General features: G+C 65.4%; 25 protein-coding genes and 1 pseudogene. 11 read left to right on the forward strand and 15 right to left on the reverse strand.

Annotated features, from left to right (window positions below):
• The first annotated feature begins 34 nt into the window (after nt 1–34).
• Nucleotides 35–625, forward strand: a complete 591-nt coding sequence (locus VH571_RS01575; protein WP_423262999.1) for an acetyltransferase — start codon at nt 35–37, stop codon at nt 623–625.
• 67 nt (nt 626–692) lie between these two features.
• Complete coding sequence (locus tag VH571_RS01580; protein ID WP_423263000.1) at nt 693–2,936, forward strand: glycosyltransferase; 2,244 nt, start codon at nt 693–695, stop codon at nt 2,934–2,936.
• A 32-nt stretch (nt 2,937–2,968) separates the two neighbouring features.
• Here the strand turns inward: VH571_RS01580 and VH571_RS01585 are convergent, their stop codons facing one another.
• From VH571_RS01585 to VH571_RS01635, 11 genes and pseudogenes are all read right to left on the reverse strand, one after another.
• On the reverse strand, nt 2,969–3,316 hold the full coding sequence (locus tag VH571_RS01585; RefSeq protein ID WP_423263001.1) for an acyltransferase: 348 nt from the start codon (nt 3,314–3,316) through the stop codon (nt 2,969–2,971).
• A 319-nt stretch (nt 3,317–3,635) separates the two neighbouring features.
• The gene (locus tag VH571_RS01590) at nt 3,636–4,961 is read right to left on the reverse strand and encodes a hypothetical protein (protein ID WP_423263002.1); all 1,326 of its coding nucleotides are present in this window, start codon (nt 4,959–4,961) and stop codon (nt 3,636–3,638) included.
• Nucleotides 4,962–5,054: 93 nt separating this feature from the next.
• Complete coding sequence (locus tag VH571_RS01595; protein WP_423263003.1) at nt 5,055–6,140, reverse strand: hypothetical protein; 1,086 nt, start codon at nt 6,138–6,140, stop codon at nt 5,055–5,057.
• Nucleotides 6,137–6,652 carry a glycosyltransferase gene (locus tag VH571_RS01600; RefSeq protein ID WP_423263372.1) on the reverse strand — a complete coding sequence of 172 codons (516 nt, stop codon included), beginning with the start codon at nt 6,650–6,652 and terminating at the stop codon, nt 6,137–6,139. Before VH571_RS01600 ends, VH571_RS01595 begins: the two co-directional genes overlap by 4 nt.
• A 63-nt stretch (nt 6,653–6,715) precedes the next feature.
• Nucleotides 6,716–7,156: pseudogene (locus VH571_RS01605) on the reverse strand (glycosyltransferase); the annotation flags it as partial.
• Nucleotides 7,153–8,403 carry a lipopolysaccharide biosynthesis protein gene (locus VH571_RS01610; protein ID WP_423263373.1) on the reverse strand — a complete coding sequence of 417 codons (1,251 nt, stop codon included), beginning with the start codon at nt 8,401–8,403 and terminating at the stop codon, nt 7,153–7,155. The pseudogene VH571_RS01605 and the gene VH571_RS01610, both read right to left, overlap by 4 nt.
• Nucleotides 8,400–9,434 (reverse strand): hypothetical protein, encoded by a 1,035-nt coding sequence (locus VH571_RS01615; protein WP_423263004.1) that lies wholly within the window; start codon nt 9,432–9,434, stop codon nt 8,400–8,402. Before VH571_RS01615 ends, VH571_RS01610 begins: the two co-directional genes overlap by 4 nt.
• 29 nt (nt 9,435–9,463) lie before the next feature.
• Nucleotides 9,464–10,927 carry a sugar transferase gene (locus VH571_RS01620; RefSeq protein WP_423263005.1) on the reverse strand — a complete coding sequence of 488 codons (1,464 nt, stop codon included), beginning with the start codon at nt 10,925–10,927 and terminating at the stop codon, nt 9,464–9,466.
• A complete protein-coding gene (locus tag VH571_RS01625; protein WP_423263006.1) occupies nt 10,921–11,889 on the reverse strand; it encodes a hypothetical protein in 969 nt (322 codons plus the stop codon). Before VH571_RS01625 ends, VH571_RS01620 begins: the two co-directional genes overlap by 7 nt.
• Nucleotides 11,886–12,464, reverse strand: a complete 579-nt coding sequence (locus VH571_RS01630) for a low molecular weight phosphatase family protein (protein ID WP_055960196.1) — start codon at nt 12,462–12,464, stop codon at nt 11,886–11,888. The genes VH571_RS01625 and VH571_RS01630 overlap by 4 nt, the downstream gene beginning before the upstream one ends.
• Complete coding sequence (locus VH571_RS01635; protein WP_423263007.1) at nt 12,461–13,897, reverse strand: polysaccharide biosynthesis tyrosine autokinase; 1,437 nt, start codon at nt 13,895–13,897, stop codon at nt 12,461–12,463. The genes VH571_RS01630 and VH571_RS01635 overlap by 4 nt, the downstream gene beginning before the upstream one ends.
• A gap of 116 nt (nt 13,898–14,013) precedes the next feature.
• On the opposite strand from VH571_RS01635, the gene VH571_RS01640 reads away from it, so the two are divergent.
• The 5 genes from VH571_RS01640 to VH571_RS01660 all read left to right on the forward strand — a co-directional run bounded on the left by VH571_RS01640 (nt 14,014) and on the right by VH571_RS01660 (nt 20,158).
• Nucleotides 14,014–14,748: a type II CAAX prenyl endopeptidase Rce1 family protein gene (locus tag VH571_RS01640; RefSeq protein WP_423263008.1), complete on the forward strand. Its 735-nt coding sequence runs from the start codon at nt 14,014–14,016 to the stop codon at nt 14,746–14,748.
• A gap of 125 nt (nt 14,749–14,873) precedes the next feature.
• The gene (locus tag VH571_RS01645) at nt 14,874–15,740 is read left to right on the forward strand and encodes an aldo/keto reductase (protein ID WP_055960206.1); all 867 of its coding nucleotides are present in this window, start codon (nt 14,874–14,876) and stop codon (nt 15,738–15,740) included.
• A 109-nt stretch (nt 15,741–15,849) separates the two neighbouring features.
• Nucleotides 15,850–16,635, forward strand: a complete 786-nt coding sequence (locus tag VH571_RS01650) for a hypothetical protein (protein ID WP_123941481.1) — start codon at nt 15,850–15,852, stop codon at nt 16,633–16,635.
• A 158-nt stretch (nt 16,636–16,793) separates the two neighbouring features.
• On the forward strand, nt 16,794–17,651 hold the full coding sequence (locus tag VH571_RS01655) for an HAD family hydrolase (protein WP_423263009.1): 858 nt from the start codon (nt 16,794–16,796) through the stop codon (nt 17,649–17,651).
• Nucleotides 17,648–20,158, forward strand: coding sequence for a glycoside hydrolase family 65 protein (locus VH571_RS01660; RefSeq protein ID WP_423263010.1), 2,511 nt, complete (start codon nt 17,648–17,650; stop codon nt 20,156–20,158). Before VH571_RS01655 ends, VH571_RS01660 begins: the two co-directional genes overlap by 4 nt.
• Before the next feature lie 147 nt (nt 20,159–20,305).
• On the opposite strand, the gene VH571_RS01665 is transcribed toward VH571_RS01660, so the two are convergent.
• A complete protein-coding gene (locus tag VH571_RS01665; protein WP_423263011.1) occupies nt 20,306–20,875 on the reverse strand; it encodes a TetR family transcriptional regulator in 570 nt (189 codons plus the stop codon).
• A 112-nt stretch (nt 20,876–20,987) separates the two neighbouring features.
• On the opposite strand from VH571_RS01665, the gene VH571_RS01670 reads away from it, so the two are divergent.
• The gene (locus VH571_RS01670) at nt 20,988–21,884 is read left to right on the forward strand and encodes an SDR family oxidoreductase (protein ID WP_423263012.1); all 897 of its coding nucleotides are present in this window, start codon (nt 20,988–20,990) and stop codon (nt 21,882–21,884) included.
• Between the two features lie 205 nt (nt 21,885–22,089).
• On the opposite strand, the gene VH571_RS01675 is transcribed toward VH571_RS01670, so the two are convergent.
• On the reverse strand, nt 22,090–23,343 hold the full coding sequence (locus VH571_RS01675) for a GAF domain-containing protein (RefSeq protein WP_423263013.1): 1,254 nt from the start codon (nt 23,341–23,343) through the stop codon (nt 22,090–22,092).
• Between the two features lie 161 nt (nt 23,344–23,504).
• Nucleotides 23,505–23,801 (reverse strand): putative quinol monooxygenase, encoded by a 297-nt coding sequence (locus VH571_RS01680; protein WP_123941471.1) that lies wholly within the window; start codon nt 23,799–23,801, stop codon nt 23,505–23,507.
• An 86-nt stretch (nt 23,802–23,887) separates the two neighbouring features.
• Here VH571_RS01680 and VH571_RS01685 point away from each other — a divergent pair, with 86 nt between their 5' ends.
• From VH571_RS01685 to VH571_RS01695, 3 genes are all read left to right on the forward strand, one after another.
• Entirely contained in the window at nt 23,888–24,157 is a 270-nt protein-coding gene (locus tag VH571_RS01685; RefSeq protein ID WP_423263014.1) for a hypothetical protein, read from the forward strand.
• On the forward strand, nt 24,154–24,540 hold the full coding sequence (locus VH571_RS01690) for a type II toxin-antitoxin system VapC family toxin (RefSeq protein WP_423263015.1): 387 nt from the start codon (nt 24,154–24,156) through the stop codon (nt 24,538–24,540). The genes VH571_RS01685 and VH571_RS01690 overlap by 4 nt, the downstream gene beginning before the upstream one ends.
• A gap of 185 nt (nt 24,541–24,725) precedes the next feature.
• Nucleotides 24,726–24,944, forward strand: coding sequence for a hypothetical protein (locus tag VH571_RS01695; protein ID WP_423263016.1), 219 nt, complete (start codon nt 24,726–24,728; stop codon nt 24,942–24,944).
• 105 nt (nt 24,945–25,049) lie between these two features.
• On the opposite strand, the gene VH571_RS01700 is transcribed toward VH571_RS01695, so the two are convergent.
• A complete protein-coding gene (locus tag VH571_RS01700; protein ID WP_194601605.1) occupies nt 25,050–25,739 on the reverse strand; it encodes a transglycosylase family protein in 690 nt (229 codons plus the stop codon).
• Between the last annotated feature and the right edge of the window lie 39 nt (nt 25,740–25,778).

The raw sequence follows: 25,778 nt of genomic DNA on the forward strand, positions 1-25,778 counted from the left end.
GCGGCCAGCCAACCTGATCTGCGGGGAGATCTGAGTGGACGAACACACGTCGGAGACAGCATCCATCGACGATCTCCGGGTCATCAGCCTCGCGAAAGCGCCCGGCGAGCAAGCCGCGTGGGATCGCCCCCGCTGGGTCGTTTACGCCTGGTCGATTGCCGAGCTGCTGTTCGTGACAAACCCCTGGCAGATCAGCTCGCGCCTAAGAGTGGCAGTCCTTCGCGCTTTCGGAGCTGACATCGAGGACGGAGTCATCTTCCGGCCCCGTACTCGAATTCGGTTTCCCTGGAAACTACACATCGGCCGCGACAGCTGGATCGGCGAAGGCGTGTGGTTTCACAATCAAGATCACATCTACGTCGGGCACGACGTCGTGATCTCGCAGGAGACCTTCCTGACAACGGGAAGTCACGCTCACCGGCTCGATATGGCGCTCATCACCCGGCCGATTCACATCGAACCTGGCGTGTGGATCACGTCACGTTGCGTCATTCTCGGTGGTGCTCACATCGGTCGCTCGGCACTCGTTAAGCCGATGACAGTCGTCGGCACCGAAGTCAAGCCCAACACGATCGTTCAGGGTTCGCCTTGGGCTGTTGTCGGACGACGGTTCGAAGCCAAATGATTTATAGCCGACGTTTGCAGGCCCTGCTCGGGATCAACCTGCCGCCCGGTAGCCGGGCTTGACGCACATGCGAATCGTTCACGTGCTGCCCCTCGTATCGGCCACCGGATCTTATGGAGGGCCGACGACAGTGGGCCTTCAACAAGCCCGAGCCCTGCAGGACGCGGGTCACGACGTGACAGTCATTGCCCCCGGAGAAGGTTACGGAGCCGTCCGTTCATTGCGTATCGAGGGCGTCGCAGTTCTTCTATTTCCGCTGACGAGGATTCCCACTCTTGGATTTGCCGGCTTGTTATCACCCCGCCTGCTCGTCTGGATCCGAAAACACGCCAAAGAAATCGACGTGCTCCACGTCCATCTTGCTCGTGACCTGGTCACGTTGCCAGCGGCGACGCTTTCGCGACTGCTCACCATTCCCCTCGTCGTGCAGACCCACGGGATGATCGATCCGTCTCGTCACCCACTAGCGCGCCCCATGGACACCCTGATGACCAGGCCCGCCCTGCTTTCGGCATCAGCTGTCTTCCACCTCAACGACGTCGAGCGGGCCGATCTTCTAAGCGTTGCGCCGCGGCTCCGAAACCTGACACATCTTCCAAACGGAATATCGCCGAATCCGGCTGAACGTCCGTCCCGAGACACCTCCGGCCAAGAAGTCCTGTTCTTGTCGCGCCTTCACCGGCGGAAGCGACCAATGGAATTCGCAAAGGCGGGTGTGCAGTTGTCGTCGGACTACCCCGATGCAACCTTCACCCTCGTCGGTCCCGATGAAGGCGAGTCTGAAGCAATCCAGGCGCTCCTCCGAGAGCATCCTGCCGCCCGCGTTGCCCTGGAGGGGCCCGTCGAACCGACCAAGGCCCGGCAAAGAACGGCAATGGCCGACATCTTTGTTCTCCCGTCGACAAACGAACCTTTCGGGATGGCCGCTCTCGAAGCAATGTCTGCCGGCGTTCCCGTCATCGTCACGGAGTCGTGTGGGCTTGCAGGCACGGTGCGAGACCACAATGCGGGCCTCGTCATATCTGATGCCCCGGATGCTCTGGCTCCCGCTATTCGCTACCTCTTGGACAATCCCGACAAGCGAGACCTCATGGGAGCACAGGCCCGGGAGGTCGCAGACGGCCTTTTCGGCCTCGACCGCATTGTCGAAGTTCTCGAGCGGGAGTACGGACAGGCAGCGGCCCTCCCTGGCCGGACACCGGCAATGAGAACTCCACGCGTTCTGTGGCTTACGAATGTCGCCTCCCCATATCGTCGCCCGCTCTGGGCGGCTCTATCGACGAAAACCGACCTGCGCGTCGCCCTCCTGCAAAATAACCGCATGCTTTCGCGGCAGGGGCGGCGCGGAAAGGACTGGGAATCGAGAGGGAGTTCGTTCATCACCGTGGAGAGCGTTTCTGCAGCGGAGGTGCCCTACGGCGAAAACCCTCTCTACATTCTTGTCCGCGGGCTGCGACTGCTTCGCCAACGACCAGATGCGATTCTTCTGGGCGGTTGGGAGTCGCCGGCTTACCTGCAAACGCTTTTAATGGCCAAGTTTCTCCGCATCCGCACAGTCGGCTTCTACGAATCGACTCTAGAAACCAACGGGCATAAGACCGGCCCCATTGCTGCCGCACGACGGCTTTTCTTCCGTTCACTCGACGCCGTCGTCGTGCCTGGAGCCGCTGCTAGAGAGGCAATCGAGTCCTTTGGGGTCTCACGTGTAAGGATCTTCGAGGGCTTCAACGCGGTAGATGTCGACTTCTTCCATTCCGAAGCTCAGGCGCACCATTCCCATGAGGATTCAGCTGCCGAGGGGCACAGGTTTATCTACGTCGGCCAGCTCATCGAGCGAAAGAACGTGGGGGTGCTTCTCGGCGCATTCGCCGCCATGAGAGCTAAGACCGATCGGCTCACCATCCTCGGGACCGGTGTTCTCAGCGATGGCCTACGTCGACAGGTGAAGGAGCTATCCCTGCAGGACGCTGTCGACTTCATACCGTCACTACCGAACTCTGAGATGCCCTCTCTCCTGGCCGGACAACACACCCTCGTTCTGCCATCTCACGAAGAGGTGTGGGGACTAGTTGTAAACGAGGCTCTCGCGGCTGGGCTCAACGTCGTGGTCTCCGAAAACTGCGGCGTTTCCAGATCCGTTGGCACAATGCAGGGCGTCTTTATGACGACCACTCACGAAGTGGACGTTGCGACGGCCATGGCAAATTCAAGGGCTGAGTGGCGGGGCCCACGTTCGAATCCAGAGATTCTCGCCTACACGCCGGAGCGATTCGCGGGAGTGTTCTTCTCCGCCTTGTCTAAAACGGCGTAGCCACTGGCTCGGTTGGCGACGGATAGAGCCGGTTAGTCCCAGTTCACACCACTTCGAATAACCTGGGCAGGGTTGCCTGCGATCAGCGTGTTGGGCTCCAGAAAACTACGAGTGACCACCGCGCCTCCAGCAACCACACAGCCCCGGGCGATCTCGACGCCGCGGTAGATCAACGCATGGCTGCCCACCCATACGTGATCCCCCAGGACTATCTCCTTTGGCGTGCGGGTCAGGGACGCGCCGATTGCACCGAATCCGTGGAAGTTGTCATCTAGGAACTGGACGTCCCACCCAATCGCGCAGTCGGAGCCGAGGGACAACCCCTTTGAGATAACCACGCGAACATTCGGCGACAAGTACGTGCCACGACCGATGGTCAAAGTCGCCTCAGGGCCGATGTCGATTCGACTCCCGACACCAATCGCCACTTTTCCGGCAATGAGCGCTCGGCCTCGATTTCGAAACGCCCCCCTGGACCGAGGGTCTGCAAAACCATACGGTCGAATACCAAGGGCCAAGAGCGACCCCGAGTCGGCGAAGCTTATGCCCCTGGCGCCTCTGACGTGGAAGCCTCGGCCCACGAGAATCGGCCTCCGGCGCACGTAGCTCAACACGGTCCGCGGTATGGAAATGCGGAATCGACCTAACAAAACCTCTAGGGCGCGCACGAACACTCCCGAAAAGAACAAAAGTTCCGGTTCACTTCGCGACAACCTTTTCGCTCTTACTGGTGCCCCACTCATGCCAAACCTTGCGTGGTTTGCTTCGAGAAGCGATTGCGCCGCGGCTAATTGGCAACGACGCTGCAATTGCCAGTGCAATTAGTGCCCATGCCCCGAACTGCGACTGAGATGGCTCAAGGATGATGGCAGTCGCTGCAAACGTACCGAAGGAAAAGAGTCCTGTGGCCGTCTTGACAGCGACTGGAACCAGAAGCGCGAGTGCAACACAGATAAAGAGCCCGAGAAGCAGATCCGTTCTCAATGCGACGATCAAGTTGATGTCGCCGCCGGCCGCCGACGTTGCTGTGCTCACGTCGGCAATCCCCCGGTCTGTGATCGAGGCCGCGCCGTTCAGGAGTCGGAAGGAATAGACAACACGCGCCAGAAGCACGACGCCAACACCACCTACACCCAGGACGGCTAGGGCAAGGAATCTTGATTCAGCCTTCCAGAGAGCTACAACTGCGCTCAAACCTAGCGCGATAGCGAAAATAATGATTAGACCGGCTGACTGGCTGAACGCGACGGCAGCCACGATTCCAATTAGCCCAAGGATCTTCGTCCTGGACGACGTGTGTGTGAGGAAGAACACCAGGGCCGGAATGATGAAGTAGATGTTCAGACCAGGCTCGCCGACCGCGAGCACCATTCGGAAAGTTCCGCTAAAGAGTTGGGTACCTCCGACCGTGACGGTTAGTGGTGCATAGATGCTTCCGTTGCGACCGTTTCCAAGCTCCCAGTGGGAGAGCTGGACTTGAAACTGAAGCAGCCAAGACACCGCGAACGAGATCGCGGAGAGAATGACGAAAATGGCAAAGGCCTTGAGAATTGCCCGAAGTAGGCCTCTACGTTCAATGAGAGCTGCAGTTGTCACGGCCAGCAGCAGACAAAGGGCGTTGACGTAAATGAGACTTGGATAAACGATCGCGAGTCCAACTCCCACGAGCAAGACGGGACCGACTAGGGCCAGCCGGGTCGAGAAGGGCGCGGTGCTATCCCGTTTGACGGACAGGACCAAAACGCATATTCCGGCGGCACACACCACTGACACGCGAAAGCTGTCTTCACCGAGAACGCCGGGTGAGATGCCTAGGAAGCCTAGAAAAACGAGCGTTGCTCGAGGTCCGGACTGATGCAGAAACAAGGCTGCCAGGAGGATCACACAACCTGCCCCAAGGCCCACAGAAATGTCGGCTAAAGCAGTTCCGAGAGCTGCGCCCAACCCGACCGCGATCAGCGTCACACCGACGAGAGACGGTGCCAGTCTTCGAGGTTCCACTCGATTTGGCTGGACGCTATCCATTGCGGGTTCCTCTGGGATATGCCGTCTGCGTTCGTGGATTAAGTCCGGTGCTCAGAATCGGCACCGCGAGCACTTGCACTCGCCCAGTCCCTTTCACTCCGAACGACCAGTCGACGTGGATCGGAGTCGAATGCGCCGCGGCCGAGGGCGCGGGAGGAGGCTCAGATTGACTTCCAGATAGCTCGACTGTCGAGCGCGTCCGTAGTGGTCTGACAAAGCACGAAATCGTTTGGCGTCCTCCTCAGTCCTTACGACGCGTGTTGATCCAGCCTCGAGCGGGGATGAAAATTGGATCGGCAGGTGTCCTGCTCGCCAGCGAAATACGCCCCATGCCCGCAGCGCCAAGTCGTGGTCATCGTCGCCAAGGAAAAAGCTGTTGACGTCAAGGCCACCTAGGTCATGGAAACGAGACTTCTCGAAGGCCAACGGCCCACGCATGACTGTCTCGTGGAGGTAAACGACACCCTCGTCTCTATGCGCCAGGGGGCTCTCGATAAAGTTGCCCACGCGACCGATCTCATCGGAAAGTAGCCACTCGCCAGGCAGAACAGAGTGCTCGCGCTGCAACCCGTGAATGATGCCGTATCCGCGTCTAAATACTCGCTTCGCGAACGAAATTAGAGCCGCAGCGCCCCGCGGGGCCATCCCCGCAAATGAATGTGCGCCCCGGCCGCTAACTAGGGCAAGCTCTGGCACCGTCTCAAGTGCTGCGACGAGAGCACTGTCAAAGGCCTTCTGCTCGATGTGCATGTCCGCCTGCACCTCAACGATGTATCTCCCCGCTGCAATTGCGACACCAATGCTGTCGCAGATGGTCTCGAATAGATCGGACTGAGACGCAAGAACCGTCACTCGCGAGAGAAGCGATCGCGACGCCTCGACCATCACCCACGCCATCACTGCGTCTTGAGAGCCGTCCCGACAGCCGTCAAGTATGACTACGAGTTCATGGCTTTCGGCCGCATTGCTGGTAATACTTGTCAGGTTCGCGGCGATGCGGCCTTCCTGGTTGTGAACCGGCACGACAAACGTGACTTTCGGCGGAGGGCTAGCAGCGTCATCGTGAGCAAAAATGCTTTTGGTCAGGCTCGTCTCGGGGTCGAACGCACCCCAAGCAGAAATGAGATCAGAAAGCTGAACAGTAGAGTCCGACTGCATGGACCATGATTTGTTTGTCACTGGCGTGCTCCTGTTACTTCACTAAGCAAGTTCTCGTATGCATCCGTGGTCCGGCTAATTGAGAAGTCCTTGCGCACGACGGGCGCTGCCAGCCGCGCGTCTTCGCACCTGTCTGGGTAATGCGCCAGCACAGCTAGAAGGGCTGTGGCCGCAGACTCGGCATCTCCCCCAGCAAACGTCGTCCGGGGGACACTCGCCGGCAGGGTCTCGGATACTCGGAGAGAGCACACAATAGGGATTCCGATACTTGCAGCCTCCAAGAGGCCGATGCTCTGCGCTTCAGAGACTGCGCTGTGGAACAGCACATCGGCGGCTTCAAGGACCTCGCCGGGCGACTTAGACGACCCAGCGAACTGGATGTCACTTGACAGCGACCCCTGAATCTCATCCAGCTCGAAGCCATCCGCCGCTGGTCCCCACCACGTAAACCGGATTCGGTCGTCGTGCGTTCGAATGATCTCCGCGGCCCGAACCCAAGTCTTCGGGTCTTTCTGATGGGCCACCCTGGCCATGGCCACGACGTTCGTAGCAGCGACGCTGTAAGTCGCTTTCCGGGGAAGATCGTCACGCACTCCATTCGGAATGACGACAACCCGCGACGAGCGAGGGAAATGTGCTCTGTATACGGCTGCCTGAATCGGACTTACGGCAACCATGGCCGGCGCCCGACGCTGTAGGAGTCGTTCCATTAGACGAAGGGGGCCTGCGGCATAGTCGTCACCTGCACTGTGCAGTACCGGAACACATCGTCGCTTAGCGTTGGCCTGCAATCGGGCATAGACCGACGGAAGAGCAGAATGCGCGAGCACCAAATCAGGCTTGAAGCGCCGGGTGGCTGAAGCAAGACGTACCCACCGGCCCACCACGCGCCCGAATCTCGACCGGCCTTGTTTGTCGTCGTCCAAGTAGACGGTGAGGGTTTCATGGCCGCGAGACGCGAATTCGTCTTCAAGTGACGCCACTAAGGTCTCCGCTCCACCAACTCGCGGGCTCAGGAGCACTTGGAGAATTCTCACGTCACCCTCGATTCCGTGCGTCCATGGGCCCGAAGCCGGAGGGCCAAACCCACCAGTCCAATGAAGGCGATGAGCTGGCTGCCGGAGGAAGCCAGTGCGCCCCCAAATGCACCCAGATCAGCGACCAGGAGAGCCACGAGTACGAGCTGCGCCACGGCGGAAAGCAGGAGGATGAATGAGACTGGCCGGTCGCTTCCTCGGGCTTGGAGGAAGACCGCGAGGATCTGGTTCGCGACTCCAGGGATTGTGCCGAGGGCAAGCAGCTGCAGCACGCCGACGGAGCCCGTGTAGTCATCGCCTAGGAGAACAGGCACCAGCAGAGGTGCCAGGACCGCGCCGAGAAGACCGCCAGCCATGGCGGCCAAAGGCAGCCAGAAGGCGTGGCGAATCTGGCTCCAGGCCACCTTCCACGAGCTTGCTGCGGCGACAAATGGTTCGGACGCTCCCGCGAATGCGCTCGACAGAAGCCCGAGAGGCTGCGTCCATTTGTTCACGGCACCAAAGAGGCCCGCCGCTGCGGGCCCACCGACGAGGGCGATCGCCTGTAATTCCAGCGACTGAATGGATCCGGCGACACCGGAGAGGCCGTAGTAGCCCGAACCGCGCCACGGGTTGATGAGAAGGCCTGATCCCAGCCGTAAGCGGCTGCCTGCAGGAGTCAGCACCCAGCACGCGATAGCACCTGCGGCTGATCCGGCGACGATCGCGAGCCACAGCGACCACGTCGCGTTCACGCGGAGCCCAAACAGGAGTACGAGAAGGACTGCAATACCGACGGTGCGATCGACGAGAACTGTCGCGGCGACCAGGTCGACCCGGCCTAGGCGCCGCAACCCCATCTGCGAGGTCTGGGCGACCAGGGAAGCAAGGGCGATCGGCCCAGATACCCAAAGGAAAGCCGCACCGAAGTGGCCCACGATGAGAACGGCCGTCCACGCGCCGAGGATGAAGGTGCTCAGAATGACCTTGGAAAGTGCGCGAGCCCCGAGCTGCTCAGCGTCGAGACGGCCGCTTGCACCCTCCCTGATCCAGAACATGTTCGAGCCGAAATCGAGGAATGTTGAGAACGTCATGCCGAGAGCAATGGCCGCGATGATGAACCCGTAAGAAGCTGGTCCGATCTCCCTTGCGACCAAAACGTACATCACTGCCAGGAGCAACTGAGAAAATCCCGTGGCACCGGCGAGGAGGATCGACTGTCTCCCTACGCTGCGTCGACCACTTACCGACAGAAGAGACGCACTCATCGAAGTATCACCTGAGCGAACGTGGAAGCCTCCGAAACCGTTGCAGTCGGAATAGGCGCCTTCTGGCTGGCGATGAACTTCATAGTGCGAGCTATCGAGTCTGCATCCAAAGGTGACCAAAACTGGTTGCGCCCGAGCCGACGAAGGTCGGCCCGGAGCGAGACCGCCCCCGCCCCCAGCACGTGGACCCCTGCCGCAGCAGCCTTCGCGAAGATGCCGCTCGGGCCGTTGTTCGAGTGAGCCAAGACGACGCAGTCGGCCGACGCGATGATCGTGTCCAGTTCGTTGTCGCTGAGCAGCTGATCAAAGATTCGGACACGTGGACCGGCGGCGTCAGCCAACGCGAGGACGCGTTCGGCTATTGCTGTTTCCAATTCACCCGCGACGACCAGCCGACTGTCGGGGACGTCGGCCGCCACAAAGCCGTTGATGACGAGCGGGATATTCTTGCGCTCGGTTAGTGCCCCGACGACGGCAAACGTGTACCGCGGTTCCGTCAGCCCGAATCTCGCGAGCACATCCGGGGTTGAAATCTCATCCAGCCTGAGGCGAACGGGGTCGAGAACCGTTGCGAAAGCGCTTCGCCCTGACCATCCAGAGGATTTGAGAACTGCGACGTTGACGTTTCGGCGACGACTCGCAACCAGGAACGTGCAGAACTTCACGATGTTCTCGACCACTCGTCTCAATGTCTTGAGGGACTGAGAATGCTCGCGCATCACAAGGGCTGAAACAACTCCGTGCCCCGTCCAGGGCTTGAATGCGAGAGCTTGGACATACGAGTCACCGTTGGGGATGACGAAGACGTCGGACGAATACGTCCGAGAGAGTTCAGCGGCTGCGCTCATGGAGAAATCGTCAGCCTCTATGACGTCGATAAGCCCCCGAAGCCCCCGAAGATGGAGATCAAATTCGGGAGAGTCCGTTACGCCGCGTTCCAGAACAACGGTGACTCGACTGTTCTGATCCACCGCCTCCGCCGCTAGAAGTGCAACGTAGAAGAGGCGGTGGCCGGTCTTACTCGGCTCCATGATCACGACTCGGTGTTGGGGGCGAACCATCAAGTCGCCTCACTCTGCGATGGAGCCAACACAGCCCGCATCGTCCGCCACAGGATCACGACATCGCCCATCACCGACCAGTTCTCGACGTAGAAGAGGTCGAGGCGGATGGCGTCCTCCCAGTCGAGCGAGGAGCGCCCGCCGACCTGCCAGAGGCCGCTCATGCCGGGCTTGAGCAGGAGGCGGCGGCGCGCGGCCTCGTCGTAGAGTGCGACTTCGCCGTCGCGCTGCGGGCGAGGGCCGACGAGACTCATCGAGCCCAGGAAGACGTTGAAGAGCTGCGGAAACTCGTCGAGCGAGTGGCGGCGCAGAACGCGGCCGATCGGCGTGACGCGCGGGTCGTCCTGCACCTTGAACAGCGGCCGGTCGCTGCTGCCCTGCTCGGCGAGGAGCGCAGCCAGCTCGGCGTCGGCGCCGACGCGCATCGACCGGAACTTCAGCATGTGGAAGTGGTCGCCGTTGAGGCCGACACGCTCCTGCTGGTAGAGCACCGGGCCGCGGCTCGACGTCTTGACGAGAAGTGCCACGACCAGCAGCACGGGTGAGAACAGGGCGATGAGCAGCGTCGATCCGACGATGTCGAAGGCCCGCTTCGCGAACTGCTTGCCGCCGACGTAGCGCGGAGTCTCGACGTGAATGAGCGGGAGGCCGGCGACGGGGCGGGTGTGGATCCGGGGGCCGCCGATGTCAGTGAGGCTCGGGGCCACGATCAGGTGCTGCTGGCCGGCCTCGAGACCCCAGCCCAACTCGCGGATGCTCTGCGGGCCGAGCTCCTCGGATCCTGTGATGACGACCGTGTCGGCGCCGATCTCGTCGAGCACGCTCAGCGCGTCGGTGATGCGGCCGATCACGGGCACGCCGGTGTCGAGCAGGGTCGTGCCCGGGGCACCGGCGGGAATGCAGGCTCCGACGACGCGGTAGCCCTCCTCGGGGTGTCGAGCGAGCTCGCGGGCGATGTGCCGGGCGGTCTCGGCCGAGCCGACGAGCAGCACGCGCGCCGAGTAGTCACCGCGGTTGCGCTTGACCGACAGCCACTGCCGCCACATCCACCGCGAGAACACCAGCACGACGACGCCGAGGGGCAGGGCGATCAGGATGTAGCCGCGGGCGAGGTCGATCTTGAAGAGGAAGGCGACGATCGCCAGGAGTCCGAAGAGTCGGACGCTGCCGTCGACGATCTGGCGGTACTCCGCCGAGCCGCCGCCGATCACCCGGTAGTCGCGGGTGGCGTAAACGGCGAGCATGATCATCCACGCGACGATCACGACGATCGAGACCGCCGTGTAGTTGATCGCGAGATCGTTGACGTTGCCCCTGCCCGAGAGCTTCTGGCTGTCGAAGCCGAACCAGGCGATCTGCACGCCGAAGACGACCCAGACCAGCACGAGCAGATCGGTGATGCGGAGGCGCCTCGCGTAGTCGAGGCTCCAGTCGGAGTGGGTGGCCGGCCGATCGGCTACCACGACGCGCCGCCGTCGGCCGAAACCGAGACCCGAGAGCCGGCCCAGAGCCAGACGTTCGCACCGACCCGCGACAGCGCGACCGTCGACGGGTCGAGCGTGCCGGCGGCGGACGCAACCGGAGCGCAGCCGACCGGTGTCGGAACCGAGTCGGGAGTCAGGTCAGCCGTGAGCGACTCGATCGCGACGCCGTCGCAGTCGTCGGAGGACGAGTCGACGGCGAGCAGGTAGCTGGTCGCGGTGCCCGTACCCGTCGCCGTGAAACCGAGCAATCCGTCGACGGTGACCGTCTGCCAGGCGGCGTCGGCGTTCTTCACCGCGAAGGCATCGTCGCACGAGACGGCGGCGGCGCTGCCCGACTGCACGGCGCCGAGCGGTGTGGCGCAGGGCCCCGCGACGACACCGGAGGCGAGGTGCACGCGATTCGTCCCGCGCACCACGAAAGCGAGATCAGCGACGTCGGTCGTCGACGCCGCCCAGAACTTGCCCTCGGTGAAGGTCGCCATCGCCTTCGTCTTGGTGCAGGAGCCCATGAGGTGACCTGCGAGAGCCGTGCGGTCGGATCCTGCGTTCAGGGCCACCGCGTCGGCGACGCCGGTCGACCCCAGGTCCACAACGGCCCAGGTGTCACCGCCGTCGGTCGAGCGCTCGACCTTCGGGGCCGCTCCCCCGCAGAGCCCCGGAGTCGTGCGCCAGGCCTCGGCGGCGCTCACGGCCGACAGCAACCGCACCTCGCCCGAGGGCTCGTCGATTGCGGCGGAGGCACTCGCGGTGGCGGTCGGCTGCGGCGAGCTCGTGTAGGTGGGGATCGGCCCCGGGGTTCCCGGATCGACCGGAGCCGTCGCGCGAAGAGCCGCAGCGACCAGCAGCACGTCGACCACGACGAAGGCCACGATCACGGCGATGACGGCGATGCGCCCCGCCAGCGACGAGAAGAACCCCGACCCCGCGACCCGCGACTTCATCGACCGGTGCCCCCCGCGAGCGCGAACGAGCCGACGATGCTCGACACGAGGTCGTCGATTCGGGTCGCGACCCGCTCGTGGGTGGCTCGGCTCCGGCCGTAGGGATCCTCGATATCGTCATCGGCCGGATCGCCGGGCGGCGGGGCGATCCCGCGCGAGGCGGCTGCCGCCTGGACGACGAGACGAGGATCCGACGCGACCAGTTCGCCGCTCTCCCCCGCGTATGCCGCCAGTCGCGCGAATTCGGCCAGTGTGAACGTGTACCGGGAGGCGCGGGGCAGCATCGACACCGCTGCCGCCCGATGCTCGCGCGTGGCGGTGAGGATCAGATCGGCGGCCCGGATCATGTCGACGTCGAGGTCGCGCGCCCGGTGCAGCTCGGGAACGCCGCCGTACTGGCGCGACAGCTCGGCCGACAGGGGCTCCATCGGGCTGGACGTCTCGGCGAAGGTGCCGGCGCTCGACAGGAGGAACGACCGGTCGAGGCGCGCGGCGAGAAGCTGCTCAGCGAGCGGCGACCGGCAGATGTTGCCCGTGCAGACGACGAGCACCGACAGCGGCAGCGCAGTCGTCATCGAGTCGCCTGCCGAGACGGGCCGCGACGGAACAGGCCGCCGCGAGCAGGAGCGACCGCCTCATCGCTCGTGCCGTAGCCGTAGTTGCCGTACCCGTAGCGGCCGTAGCCGTAGGCGTTTGGCCCCTTCAGAGGCATCATCGTCAGCACGAAGCCGGCGATGGGCGCACCGACGTTCTCGAGGGTCGCGACCGCTCCACTGAGCTGGTTCTTGTGCGTCTGACCGGCGGCCACCGCGACGATGGCGCCGCTCGCCCGCTTCGCAAGGATCGCGGCATCGGTCACCGGCAGCAACGGCGGGGCGTCGAACAGGATGTAGTCGTAGCTCGCCTCGAGGGTGGAGAGGAGATCCTGCATGCGGCGCGAGCCGAGGAGCTCGCTCGGGTTCGGGGGGATCTGGCCGGCCGGCAGCACGTGCAGGTTGCCCGAGCCCCAGGGCTGGACGGCGTCCGACAGATCGAAGCGGCCGATCAGCACGTCGGTCAGACCGACCGCGCCCTCGAGGCCCATGTAGTCGGCGATCTTCGGGCGGCGCAGGTCGGCGTCGATGAGGACGACACGGTAGCCGGCAGTCTCGAGCGCGATGGCGAGGTTGGCAACCGTCGTGCTCTTGCCCTCGCTCTGCACCGAGGAGGTCATGACGAAGGTGCGCGCCTTGCCCTCCAGCTCCAAGAACTGGAGGTTGGTGCGGAGGGTGCGGAACGATTCGGCGCGCGGGCTGCGGGGGTCGGCGTGCACGATGAGGGGGCGACTCGACGTCTTCGCGTCGTAGGCGATGCCGCCGATGATCGGCCCGGAGTGGATCTTCTCGACGTCGCCCTCGTTGCGGATGCGGTTGTCGAGGGTCTCGCGGAGCACCGACAGCCCGACGCCGACAGCGAGCCCGATCAGCAGGCCAAGAATCACGTTGAGGGGCACCTTGGGGCTGATCGGCGAGGTCGGCACCTGGGCCTCCTGCACGCGCGTCAGCTTCACCGTCGACGCGTCGTCTTTGCCGGTCGCCTCGATGTTCTGCACCACGTTCGTCAGGCTCTGCGAGGTCGCGTTCACGATCTCGGCCGCCTGCACCCCACTCGTCGACGTCGCCGTGATCTGAATCAGCGTCGTATTGAGAGGCGCGTCGGCGCTGACGATCTGCGCCAGCTCCTCGGCCGTCATGTCGAGCTTCAGCGACGCTACGACCGGCTGCAGCACGATCGGCGTCGTCACGAGGTTGGCGTACGTCGTCACCCGCTGCTGCGTGAACGTGCTCCCCTGTACGAGGTCGCTCACGCTGCCGCTCGACTGGGTCGAGACGAACACCTGCGCCGTCGCCGAGAACACCGGCTTCTTGACGAGCGAGTAGGTCGCGGCCAAAGCCACTCCGACCAGTGCCAGCACGAGGATGAGAATCCATCCCTTGCGCAGCACCGTGATGTAATCGCGAAGCTCCACAGCTCGCCTTCCCCTAGCGCGCAGCGGTCCCCTGACTTTCAACCGTGCTTCGACATATTCTCACACCGCCGAGCGGCGACACGGCATGACCGCACCCGTCGTCTACTTTGGGGGTCATGCAGACCACGAGCGGTTCCCGGCGAATTCTCGTCGCGGTACTCGCCGCGCTGGCCGTCGCGGCCCTCGCCGGGCGGGCGTTCACCTCGTCTGCGACACCGTTCGGGCTCACGGGTGGCGCGCTCGAGGCCTGGCTCGCCTACGGCGTCGTGTGGGTGCCGCTGGCCGCCGGGATCCTCGTCGCCGTCGTTCTCGCACGGCGCAGCCCGGGGCCGCCAAGCCTCCTCCGGCGCTGGGGTCTGCGGTTCGGCCTCTTCGACGTCTTCTGGGGCATCGCCGTCGGGTGTCTCGCACGCGCCGTCGACGCCTCGATCAACCTCTCGGTCTATCGCGACACGGGGTTGCACGCGCCGGTGATCCTCGGCGACGGGCCGACCCGGGCGATCCTCGTCGTCGGGCTCGTCGCCCCGATCGTCGTCGCCCCGCTGCTCGAAGAGGTTTTCTTTCGCGGCGTGCTTCAGCACACCCTCGCCGAGCAGGGGCGGCCGGGGACGCGCGTGAACCGGGTGCTCGTGCAGGTGATGGCGGTCGTCGTCACCGCACTGTTGTTCGCGCTATTGCACGTCGCGGCCGGCAGCACCGACGGGACGGCCGCCGCAGTCACGTTCGCCAGCACCCTCGTGTTCGGGCTGCTGGCCGGCGGGCTCGCCGCCGCGACCGGCCGTGTCGGAGGCGCCCTCGTCGCACACATCGTCTTTAACGGCATCGCGGTCTGGCTGACCTGGCCTGTATAGGGGTCGGTTGCGCCCGAGCCTGTACCCCCATCTGGGAATGCAGGATCCTCGGGAGCGTTTACTACCCCTGTCGCCCTGACCGGCGATACGTCGCCCCACCCGGGCGATTTGTGAAAGGAGTCTCTATGACCACGCAGAACCTTCCCGCCCAGGCTGCGGGCACATTCGACCTCGGCGGAGACCTCACCGTCAACCGCCTCGGCTACGGGAGCATGCAGCTCACCGGCCCCGGCGTCTGGGGCCCGCCGAAAGACGAAGACGAGGCCCTGCGCGTGCTGCGCCGTGCCGTCGAACTCGGCGTCAACTTCATCGACACCGCCGACTCGTACGGCCCCGCCGTCGCCGAGCCGCTCATCGCCAAGGCGCTGAAGCCCTACTCCGACGACCTCGTCATCGCCACCAAGGGCGGTCTGACCCGCACCGGCCCGAACGAATGGCCGCCCGTCGGTCGCCCCGAGTACCTGCGCCAGGAGGCCGAGATGAGCCTCCGCTGGCTCGGCCTCGAGCGCATCGACCTCTACCAGCTGCACCGCATCGACCCCCAGGTGCCGCTCGAAGACCAGGTCGGCGAGCTCAAGAAGCTGCAGGACGAGGGCAAGATCCGTCACATCGGCCTCAGCGAGGTCACCATCGACCAGGTGAAGGCCGCACAGAAGGTCGCCGAGATCGTCTCGGTGCAGAACCTGTTCAACCTCACCGACCGCTCGGCCGAAGACCTGCTCGACTGGTCGACCGAGCAGAACATCGCGTTCATCCCGTGGTTCCCGCTCGCGACCGGCTCGCTCGCCGGCAAGGGCGGCGTGCTCGACGAGATCGCCGAGAAGAAGGGCGCGACGCCGTCGCAGCTCGCTCTCGCCTGGCTGCTCAAGCGCTCGCCCGTCATGCTGCCGATCCCCGGCACGTCGACCGTCTCGCACCTCGACGACAACATGCACGGCGCCGAGATCGAGCTGACCGACGACGAGTTCGCCGAGCTGTCAGCCATCGCCTGATCTGGCACATCTCTGGCTCACTCGCGTGAGCTGACCCCTCCCCTGGGGAGCACGGGCCTCCGGTCGCTCGGTGTCGGCTAGTCTCGACACCGAGCGATTGGAACCACCCGTGACAGACATGAGTCTTCGACTTCCCACCACGCGGTTCCAGGCCGTGCTGAACCTGGGGCCGAAGACGGCCGCGGCGATCGCGCCGCCCGCCACTCTCGGTCGCCCCGAGATCTTCGGCGACTGGGACGAAGAGACAGGCCAGTCGAGCATCGCCGTGGAGTTCGCCAGCGGGCAGATCCACCTCGACACCGTCGACGGTGGCATCGACTACCACTTCCACCGCGGCAACGGCTCCGACATCGACCGCAGCCCCTGGCCCGACACGCTCGGCGGGCCCATCCTCAACTGGGCGTCGGTTCTTCTCACCGAGTTCCACCAGCGCATGCCCGACCTGCTCGAAGACCTCGAAGAAGCGGCCGCCTGGAACGACGAGGGCTACACGCTCTTCATCTGCGAGGTCGAAGAGCCGACCCAGCTCGACCTCATCACCGTCGACATCGAGGGCGAGCTGCTCACGCTGCCGTGGCTCGGGAGCGGCCGGGTCGACCACGACCACATCGACGGCGACAATCACCCGATCGCGCTGATGTGGTATGCCACCGAGGGGGCACCCGAGGTCGCCATCGCCGAGGCGCGCCTCGATCCCGACACCGAGCTGCCCGTCACGCGTGCGCTGCCCGGCATCGACTGGGAGGCCGTCGGCATGCCCGCCGACGAGGTGCTCTCCTGGCTCGAGGGCATCTACCTCAACCACCACGTGCTGCCCGACGCCGTCGGCACACTGCTGACGGCAGCTCTCGAGCGCATGGGCGGCGTCGACGGGGTCGCGGTGCACGAGCTCTAGACAGCGCTCCTCATCCACGGGCGACGCCACTAGGCCGAGCCCGTCGCCCGTGCCAGACTTGTCGCACGACGAGCCCGCACCGGGTGAAGACCGAAGCCGTTCCCGTCGCCGTCTCCTCCGCCGCCCGGCGAACCGCTCGAAGGGATCCCCCCGGCTCCGTGTCCTCCTCCCCTGCCCGCGACGCGTCGCGTCTGCCCGCCCTCCCCGGCATCCTGTTCGACCTCGACGGGGTGCTGACGCCCACGGCCGAAGTGCACATGCGCGCCTGGTCGACTCTCTTCACCGACTACCTCACCGAGCACGCACCCGATGTCGCCCCCTACGCCGAGGGCGACTACTTCGAATATGTCGACGGCAAGCCTCGCTACGACGGCGTGCGATCGCTGCTCGCCAGCCGCAACATCACTCTGCCCGAGGGCACCCCCGACGATTCCCCCGACCTCGACACCGTCTGCGGACTCGGCAATCGCAAGAACGCGGTCTTCGCAGCCGAGCTGCGCGAGAACGGCGTCACCCCCTACGAAGGATCCGTGGCGTTCCTCGACGCGGCCATCGCAGCCGGGCATCGGGTCGCGGTCGTCTCGAGTTCGCGCAATGCCGTCCCCGTGCTCGCGGCCGCCGGTCTCAGCGACCGCTTCGACGTCGTTGTCGACGGACTCGTCGCCGCTGACGACAAGCTCGCCGGCAAGCCCGCGCCCGACACCTACCTCGACGGCGCCGAGCGTCTCGGCCTGACCGCAGGGCAGTGCGTCGTCGTCGAAGATGCACAGTCGGGGGTCGAGGCCGGTCGGGCCGGATCCTTCGGTCTCGTCGTCGGAGTCGACCGCGGTGTCGGCGCCGAAGCCCTGCTCGCGTACGGTGCCGACTTCGTGGTCGGCGATCTGGCCGAGCTCGTCGACGCCGTCTCTGCTCCTGCTGCTGCTGCTGGCGCTCCCGCCGCGCCCTCCGCTCCTGCTGCTGCTCCGTCCGCTCCCTCCGCTCCGGAGGAGCGCGACATGAAAGCCACCGACGCATGACGACGATCACCGAAGACCCCCTCGACCGCAACCGCTTTCCCGTCGACGAGTGGGCTCTCGTCGAAACCGAGTTCGCGCCCGACGACCAGGGTGTCGCCGAGACGATGTTCAACGTCGGCAACGGCTACCTGGGGCTCCGCGGCAACATGGACGAGGGGCGTGGTGGGCACTCGTACGGCACGTTCATCAACGGGTTCCACGAGACCTGGCCGATCAGGCACGCCGAAGAGGCGTTCGGGTTCGCCCGCGTCGGCCAGACGATCGTCAACGTGCCCGACGCCAAGGTCGTGCGGCTGTACGTCGACGACGAGCCGTTCGTGCTCGCCGAATCCGACATCCTGAAGTACACCCGTCGCCTCGACTTCCACGACGGCGTGCTGGTGCGCGAGATCGAGTGGCGCACCCCGTCGGGCAAGCGCGTGCTGGTCACGAGCCGACGCCTGGTGTCGTTCACCGACCGCCACCTCGTCGTGATCGACTACGAGGTCACGGTGCTCGACGCCGATGCGTCGCTGCTGCTGTCGAGCCAGATCCTCAACCGCCAAGACCTCGGTGACGAGTACCACACGGGCATGCGCGCGTCAGCCGGCTTCGATCCCCGCAAGGCCGAGAGCTTCGCCGACCGCGTGCTGCAGCCGGAGTGGAAGCGCAACGTCGACACCCGCTACGTGCTCGGCTACCAGACCACCAACTCGGGCATGACGGTGGCCGTCGGCGCCGAGCACGCGCTCGAGACCGAGAACGAGTGGTCGCAGTCGTCGCAGATCGACGACGACATCGCGAAGCACGTCTACCGCATCAAGGCCAAGGCGGGCCGACCGGTGCGCATGACCAAGACCATTGTCTACCACTCGTCGCGCGGCGTGCCCCCGCGCGAGCTGGCCGACCGCTGCGACCGCACGCTCGACCGCGCGCGCGAGACGCCCGTCGACGAGTTCTTCACCGATCAGCGCGACTGGCTGACCGACTTCTGGATCCGCAGCGACGTCGAGCTGCCGGGCCACCCGATCCTGCAGCAGGCCATCCGCTGGAACATCTTCCAGCTGGCCCAGGCGACCGCCCGCACCGACGGCCAGGGCGTCGCCGCGAAGGGCGTCTCGGGCTCGGGCTACGGCGGCCACTACTTCTGGGACACCGAGATCTACGTGATGCCGTTCCTCTCGTACACGGCGCCGAACGTGGCCCGCAACGTGATCCGGTTCAGGCAGGGCATGCTCGACGCCGCCCGGGATCGCGCGACCGAGCTCAACCAGCGGGGCGCCCTGTTCCCGTGGCGCACCATCAACGGCCTCGAGTCGAGCGCCTACTATGCCGCCGGCACCGCGCAGTATCACATCGACGCCGACATCGTGCATGCGCTCATGCAGTACGTCGCGGCCACCGGCGACGACGACTTCTTCGCCCGCGGCGCCATCGACATCCTCGTCGAGACGGCCCGCCTGTGGTCTGACCTCGGCTTCTGGCGCTCCAACGGCGACGAGAAATTCCACATCGACGGCGTCACCGGTCCCGACGAATACACGACAGTCGTCGACGACAACCTCTACACGAACGTCATGGCGCGGGCGAACCTCTGGTCGGCCGTCCGCATCTGCGAAGAGCTGATGGCGAACGACCCCGTCGCCTACGAGCGCATGGTGCGCCGCGTCGGTCTCGAGGAGCACGAGATCCGTGGCTGGCGCGCGGCCGCGGATGCGATGGAGATCCCCTTCGATCCGCACCGCGGAATCCACCCGCAAGACGCGCAGTTCCTCGACAAAGAGCTCTGGGATCTCGACTCGACACCGGCATCGAAGCGCCCCCTGCTGCTGCACTACCACCCCCTGGTCATCTACCGCTTCCAGGTGCTCAAGCAGGCCGACGTCGTGCTCGCGCTGTTCCTGCAGGGCGACGAGTTCACCCCCGCCGAGAAGCGCCGCAACTTCGAGTACTACGACGCGCTGACGACGGGCGACTCGACCCTCTCGGCCGTCGTGCAGTCGATCATCGCCGCGGAGGTGGGCCACCACAAGCTGGCCCACAGCTACTTCCTCTCGGCCCTGTTCGTCGACCTCGCCGACCTGCACCACAACACCTCCGACGGCGTGCACGTGGCGTCCGCCGGCGGCATCTGGAGTGCCATGGCGTTCGGATTCGGCGGCATGCGCGACCACAGCGGCCGCCTGACGTTCAACCCGCGCCTCCCCGCCGACTGGGAGCACCTGACCTTCCGCATGACGGTGCGCGGCTCACGCCTCCGCGTCGACGTGCGCCAGGCCGACATCACCTTCACCATCGAGGAGGGCACCGAGGTGACGGTGCACGTGCATCACGAGCGAGTCGACGTGGTGAACGGGTCGCCGGTCACGGTCGCGCTGCCGAACCAGGGGCCGCGCATCGAGACGCCGCCGCCGACCACGAGCGACCTCCGCGGCATGCTGCGCCCCGACGGGTCGATCGTCACAGCGTCGATCCCGACCATCTCGGTGGATCGCGGCGAGGTCGAGGCCGAGGTGTCGAGCAGCTAGCTCTGTTCCTCTTCTGCTCCCCCGAATTTGAAGGAAAAACCCGCCTCGCCCGACGCATTCATCGCGATCGGGCGGGGTCGAGCGGCAGTTTCTCCTTCAAATTCGGTAGCGGGCACACACAGCACCTGAGATCAAAGAACCGGGAACTCAGGATCCGGCGACCACGGCCCCGAGCTCGACGAACATGGCGCGCTCGATCTCGGCCAGCGGGCGGTGCTCATCCGGCGCCAGCCAGCGCTCGAACGCCAGCCGGAACACCGTGATCCCCGACTCGGCCGCGAGCGTCGCGGCCGGCTCGGGAACACCGCGGTCGCGCAGCACGGCGCCGATCCCCGAGGCGATGGCCGCCATCTTCAGCAGCTCGCGCTCCTGCAGGGCCGGGTTCTCGCCGAGGATGCGCCAGCGCTTCCGCGAGTAGTCGCGGGCCTCGTCGGGAAAGAACCGCGCCGCCTTGGCAAGGCCGCTCGCGACGACGCCGAGGGGTGACGGGCCCACAGGGGCGTCGGCGACGGCAGCGATCATCTCGCGCTGGAACTCCTCCGAGCCTCCGAAGAGCACTTCTTTCTTGTCGCCGAAGTGCCGGAAGAACGTGCGCTCGCTGAGCCCGACCCGCTGCGCGATCTCGCCAGCGGTCGTCTCGTCGAACCCCTGCTCGAGGAACAGCTCCAACGCCGCCTCGCGCAGGCGACTGCTGCCGCCCGGCTCCCATCTGCCCATGGGTCGATGATACGGGATTGGACAGAGTGATGACAGTCACCGACATCAGGCGTATGGTGATGTCTGTCGCTGACATCAAGTCGTCGGCACAACTCTCACGAAAGGTCATCCCATGCGCGTATTTATCACCGGCGCCTCCGGCTGGATCGGCTCCGCCGCCGTCGACGAACTCCTCGCCCACGACTACGAGGTCGTCGGCCTCGCCCGCTCCGAAGCCTCGGCCGAGTCGCTGAGTGCCAAGGGCGCGACCGCCCTCCGCGGCGACCTCGACGACCTCGACTCGCTCCGCCGCGGAGCACGCGACGCCGATGCCGTGCTCCACCTCGCTAACAAGCACGACTGGGCCAACCCGGCCGAGTCGAACCGGGCCGAGCGCGCCGCGGTCGAGACTCTCGGAGACGCCCTCGCAGGATCCGGCACACCGTTCCTCGTTGCCTCCGGTGTCGCGGGCCTGGCCCAGGGCCGCCCCTCCACCGAGCTCGACCCGTCGCCCTTCAGCGGCCCCGACGCCCCTCGCGGCGGCACCGAGAACCTCGCGCTCGACTACATAAACAAGGGCGTGAAGTCGATGAGCCTGCGCTTCTCGCCGACCGTGCACGGCATCGACGACCACGGCTTCATCTCGTACATCGTGGCGGCGGCTCGCGAGAAGGGCGTGTCGGGCTATGTCGGCGACGGCTCCAACGGGTGGGCCGCAGTGCATCGCGGGGATGCGGCCCGCATGATTCGTCTGGGGCTTGAAAAGGCTCCGGCCGGATCCTTGTTGCACGCCGTCGGCGAAGGGAGCGTCTCGACGAAGGCCATCGCCGAAGCCATCGGCGCCGGGCTCGGACTGCCGGTGACCTCGATCGATCCGGGCGACGCGCAGGCGCACTTCGGGTTCATCGGCACGTTCTTCGCGATGAACATGGCGTCGTCGAGCACGCTGACGCAGGAGCTGCTCGACTGGACCCCGACCGGCCCGACGCTGCTCGACGACATCGCCGCGGGCGCCTACTTCGCCGTGTGAGGCCCCGCCCTTGCAAATTTGAAGGAGAAACCTCGCGGCGCTGACGGAAACATGCCGATCGGGGACTGTCGTCGCGGGTTTTTCCTTCGAATTTGCAAGCGGGCCGCGCCGACGGGCCGCGCCGACGGGCCCGGCGCAGGTGCGCAGTGCAGGCACGAGCTCAGCGCTCGAGCAGCCCGGCCACCCAAGCCGACACCGCCCCGACTCAGGCGCGCACGGGCTCCAACTCGCGCTGGATCGCCAGCGCGAGGTCGCGAAGGAGCGCGACGTCAACGCTGTCGGCAGATCGGGGCTGCTCGTCGAAGACGCACAGCGCGCCGATGCGGGTACCGTCTACTGCCTCAACCGGGTAGCCCGCGTAGAAGCGCATGGCGGCGTCGGCGCCGGGAACTCGCTCGTCGTTCCAGGCATCGGCGACGACGAGCGCGGTCGACGATCCGATCGTGGCGCGGCAGAACGATTCCTCGATCGGTACCTCGCGGGCACCTGCACCGGCGACGGCTTTGTTCCACTGCCGAGTGTCGTCGATGACGCTGAAGGCTGCGCCGGCCGCCCCGAACAAGGACTGCGCATGCCGCACGATGTCGTCGAATCGACTCTCGGCCGGAGAGTCGAGAAGGCGCATCTCCCAGAGGACGGCCCGGCGACGCGCCGCCGCCTGCGGCTGGTTGCGAAATCGCCTTGCCGGATTGTCGGAGGCACTTTGCCCATCGAGCAGCGGGGCGAGGACATCGGCGGGGGCTGCGGCCCATTCGTGGAACCACGCCGACGTTCGCCGGGCGTGCCCGCCATGCTGCGAGGCCTGTGCGTCTAGCGGCGAAACGAGCCCGAGTGTCAACGGATCAGAGTGCTCGAGGAGCCCCTCCCGCATGACCGGAGCCTCGACGAAGTGCACGGTCGACTTCTCGGAGCAGATCTCGGCGGTCAGCGCGTTCAGGCGAGCGGCACGATGGTCGCCGAGACCGCCGAGGCGCTCCCGGAACTCCGGAACCGCCGAGGGCGACGTGATTCCCATCACGATCACACCGGTACCCACCGAGAGCTCGCGGTCGAGGATCTCGAGCAGGCGCCGAACACCTGCCTCCCAGCGCCGCGCGGGCAGCAGCCGGAAGGCGTCGCTGAATCCGACGGTGACCACGACCGCGTCATAGCCCCCGAGGTCGCGACCAGCAAGAGCATCGGCGGCCGATTCGATGTCGAGTCGATCGTCGGCGATCACGTCGACGTCGGCGCCACGACCCGTGCGGGCGCTGACCGCGCGGGCGAGCTGGCCCGGAACCGCCAGTTCGTGGCTGGCAACGCCGCGGCCGGTCGCGACTCCGTTGCCGAAGAGCAGGATCCGATCGGGATCGGCGCCGTGCGCGTGGCCCTGCGGGGCGTCACGGGGCCGGCAGACCGCCGGTGAGGAACTCAGCATTCGGTAGCGCTGAATGCGAAGGGGTCGAGAAAAGACAGACATGTGCGACTCCGAGTGGTGGGTTCGGCTCACCGTCGCCGCGTCTGGTTGTGCCGCCCTGATCCGTTGACGACCGCGTCGATGGTGAGTGCGTGGTTCGGACCAGACTAATTGTCTCGTCCGCATTAAGCCCCACCCAGTGCGGGGGCCAGCCCGCCCGCCCTTCAGGCGAGCGGCACGGTGCTCTCGAAGGTACGGAAGACCGGCGGGGTGGCCATAACGTCGCCGAGTCGGTTAGCCCCCTCGGGAGACGCACGCCAAGCCACATAGGCGTTCCGCGCCTCGACGCTCGCCCACTTCTCGATGACGACCCACTTCAGCGGATCGGCGTCGTCGACGAGAACCTCGAGGCTCTCGATGCCCTCACGAGCGCCGGTCTGCGCCAGCACCTCGCGGGCGATCTCGGCGGCGTCGTCTGCGTCGGGGCGGACGGTCATTTCTAAGAACACGGTGAAAGTCATGACCCCATGATGCTCTCCCCCACTGACATTGAGGGACAGCTCATAACCCGGTGCGACACCGAAGGATCCGGTGCTACACTCCTGCCATGCCGACGACACTGCACCGGTTCACCATCACTGAAACCCCCGCCGTCGCCCAGGCCATCGACATCGCTGCGACGACCTGGCCCGAGATCCAGAACGACCGGGCGGCATTGCTACGCCGCATCGTCGAGTTCGGCTCGGACGAGCTGCAGAAGCACCGAGTCGACGCGATCGAGAAGCGGCGGGCACTCATTCGCGCGGGGGCTGGCTCCATGACCGGAGTCTTCCCTCCAAACGCCGCCCAGCTCCTCAAGGAGGAGTGGCCAGAGTGATCGTCCTCGACGCCTGCGTCGTGATCGCTTTTCTCAATCCTGATGACATCCACCACACCGACGCAGTTGAAATATTCGATGCTGCGAATTTCGGCGAGCTGTCGATCAGCTCGATAACGCTCGCCGAAACGCTGGTCTGGCCCTCACAAAGCGGACGAGCCGACGAGGCGTCCTCAATTTTGCGCGGCTTAGGAGTACGCGTCATCTCCGTTGGAGAAGAATCAGCTCTCCCACTCGCGGAACTCCGTTGGAAATCACGTCTCAAGCTCCCCGACTCCCTTGTGCTCTTGACCGCGTTGACGAACCAGGCCACGCTCGCCACCTTTGACACGGCCCTGGCTCACGAGGCCCGCACCCGAGGGCTCGAGGTCATCGGGACATGAAACCGCGGCGTCCGTCCCCTGCAGTCGCGGCAGACGTACGATAAAAGCATCACCGACAGTGAAGTCGGCGATGGGGGCCGAGCCCCTGGAGGGCCTAGGCCTACTAGGGCTCAGGCCTACTAGGGCTCAGGCCCACTAGGGCTCAGGCCCACTAGGTACACGGCGCAGAGAGGCGACGAAGTCCCATGGATCGAGACACAAAGCGGTTCGTCCGCGAAGCGAAGCGCGAGACACGACTGCTGATCGAGCAGTGCTCGTACATCACCCCCGACGGGCCCACAACCGCTGAGGGCAGCGGGGCCGAGACCTTCGACCGCGAGACCGAGGTGATAATCCGGTCGTCGATGGGAGGGAGTGCCAATCTCGGCTTCTTCCTGCCGTACCTCTGGAAGCACAGGCGCTAGCCGCACGGGCTGAAAGTCTCGCTGCAACGCGAGATGGCCCGAACGCCCGGATCCTTGTGCGGTTCCGGTTGTTCGGGCCATCTCGTGAAGCGGGGTCGGCGAGACCTACTTCTTGGGCGTGTGCAGCTTCTGCCCGGGCACGATGAGGTCGGGGTTCGACCGGGTCGCTTTGTTCGCGCCGGCGAGCTTGATCCAGCCGCCCTTGACGTCGAGCTTCTTGGCGATCTTCGCCAGTGAGTCGCCCGACTTCACGGTGTAGACGCGCTTGCTGGCCTTGACCGCCGGGATCGACGGCGTCGCGGGTGCGGCGACAGCGGTTGACGTGCTCGAGCTCGAGCCGCTGGTGCTCGGTGTGGTGGTGGGTGCGGCCTGGGTCGACGGCGCTGCAGGGGCGGCAGGAGCCGCGGGTGCTGCAGTGGCGGCCGGAGCCGGTGCAGCCGCAGCGGAAGAGGTGCCCGAGAGCCCCAGCTTCGCCGAGCAGGCCGGCCAGGCGCCCCAGCCCTGCGAGGCCAGGATGCGCTCGGCGACCTGAATCTGCGTGGCCTTGCTAGCGGCGGCCGGCGAACCGGTTCCGCCGTTGGCAGCCCAGGTGCTCTGCGAGAACTGCAGGCCGCCCGAGTAGCCGTTACCGGTGTTGATAGCCCAGTTTCCGCCCGACTCGCAGGACGCGAGGGCGTCCCAGGTCGAGGTGGAGGCCGCGTTTGCGGGTGCTGCGGCGATCCCGACGCCTCCGGCGGTCAGCGCGATCAGCGCAGCGGTGCCGAGGAGGGTACGGGGACGAGTGATTTTGCTCATTGCGATGAATGCTCCGTGGGAACGCCAAGAGGGATCCCC

The sequence above is a fragment of the Frondihabitans sp. 4ASC-45 genome, assembly GCF_049472575.1.
Taxonomy (GTDB): Bacteria; Actinomycetota; Actinomycetes; order Actinomycetales; family Microbacteriaceae; genus Frondihabitans.

What these genes read in the sequence shown, in the direction of transcription:
- VH571_RS01610 (WP_423263373.1), bottom strand. Translation starts at nt 8,403, where the DNA reads ATGAGTGCGTCTCTTCTGTCGGTAAGTGGTCGACGCAGCGTAGGGAGA.
- VH571_RS01625 (WP_423263006.1), bottom strand. Translation starts at nt 11,889, where the DNA reads ATGAAGTCGCGGGTCGCGGGGTCGGGGTTCTTCTCGTCGCTGGCGGGG.
- VH571_RS01640 (WP_423263008.1), top strand. Translation starts at nt 14,014, where the DNA reads ATGCAGACCACGAGCGGTTCCCGGCGAATTCTCGTCGCGGTACTCGCC.
- VH571_RS01600 (WP_423263372.1), bottom strand. Translation starts at nt 6,652, where the DNA reads ATGGCCAGGGTGGCCCATCAGAAAGACCCGAAGACTTGGGTTCGGGCC.
- VH571_RS01660 (WP_423263010.1), top strand. Translation starts at nt 17,648, where the DNA reads ATGACGACGATCACCGAAGACCCCCTCGACCGCAACCGCTTTCCCGTC.
- VH571_RS01695 (WP_423263016.1), top strand. Translation starts at nt 24,726, where the DNA reads ATGGATCGAGACACAAAGCGGTTCGTCCGCGAAGCGAAGCGCGAGACA.
- VH571_RS01615 (WP_423263004.1), bottom strand. Translation starts at nt 9,434, where the DNA reads ATGGAGCCGAGTAAGACCGGCCACCGCCTCTTCTACGTTGCACTTCTA.
- VH571_RS01590 (WP_423263002.1), bottom strand. Translation starts at nt 4,961, where the DNA reads ATGGATAGCGTCCAGCCAAATCGAGTGGAACCTCGAAGACTGGCACCG.
- VH571_RS01685 (WP_423263014.1), top strand. Translation starts at nt 23,888, where the DNA reads ATGCCGACGACACTGCACCGGTTCACCATCACTGAAACCCCCGCCGTC.
- VH571_RS01580 (WP_423263000.1), top strand. Translation starts at nt 693, where the DNA reads ATGCGAATCGTTCACGTGCTGCCCCTCGTATCGGCCACCGGATCTTAT.
- VH571_RS01700 (WP_194601605.1), bottom strand. Translation starts at nt 25,739, where the DNA reads ATGAGCAAAATCACTCGTCCCCGTACCCTCCTCGGCACCGCTGCGCTG.
- VH571_RS01680 (WP_123941471.1), bottom strand. Translation starts at nt 23,801, where the DNA reads ATGACTTTCACCGTGTTCTTAGAAATGACCGTCCGCCCCGACGCAGAC.
- VH571_RS01645 (WP_055960206.1), top strand. Translation starts at nt 14,874, where the DNA reads ATGACCACGCAGAACCTTCCCGCCCAGGCTGCGGGCACATTCGACCTC.
- VH571_RS01675 (WP_423263013.1), bottom strand. Translation starts at nt 23,343, where the DNA reads ATGTCTGTCTTTTCTCGACCCCTTCGCATTCAGCGCTACCGAATGCTG.
- VH571_RS01670 (WP_423263012.1), top strand. Translation starts at nt 20,988, where the DNA reads ATGCGCGTATTTATCACCGGCGCCTCCGGCTGGATCGGCTCCGCCGCC.
- VH571_RS01630 (WP_055960196.1), bottom strand. Translation starts at nt 12,464, where the DNA reads ATGACGACTGCGCTGCCGCTGTCGGTGCTCGTCGTCTGCACGGGCAAC.
- VH571_RS01665 (WP_423263011.1), bottom strand. Translation starts at nt 20,875, where the DNA reads ATGGGCAGATGGGAGCCGGGCGGCAGCAGTCGCCTGCGCGAGGCGGCG.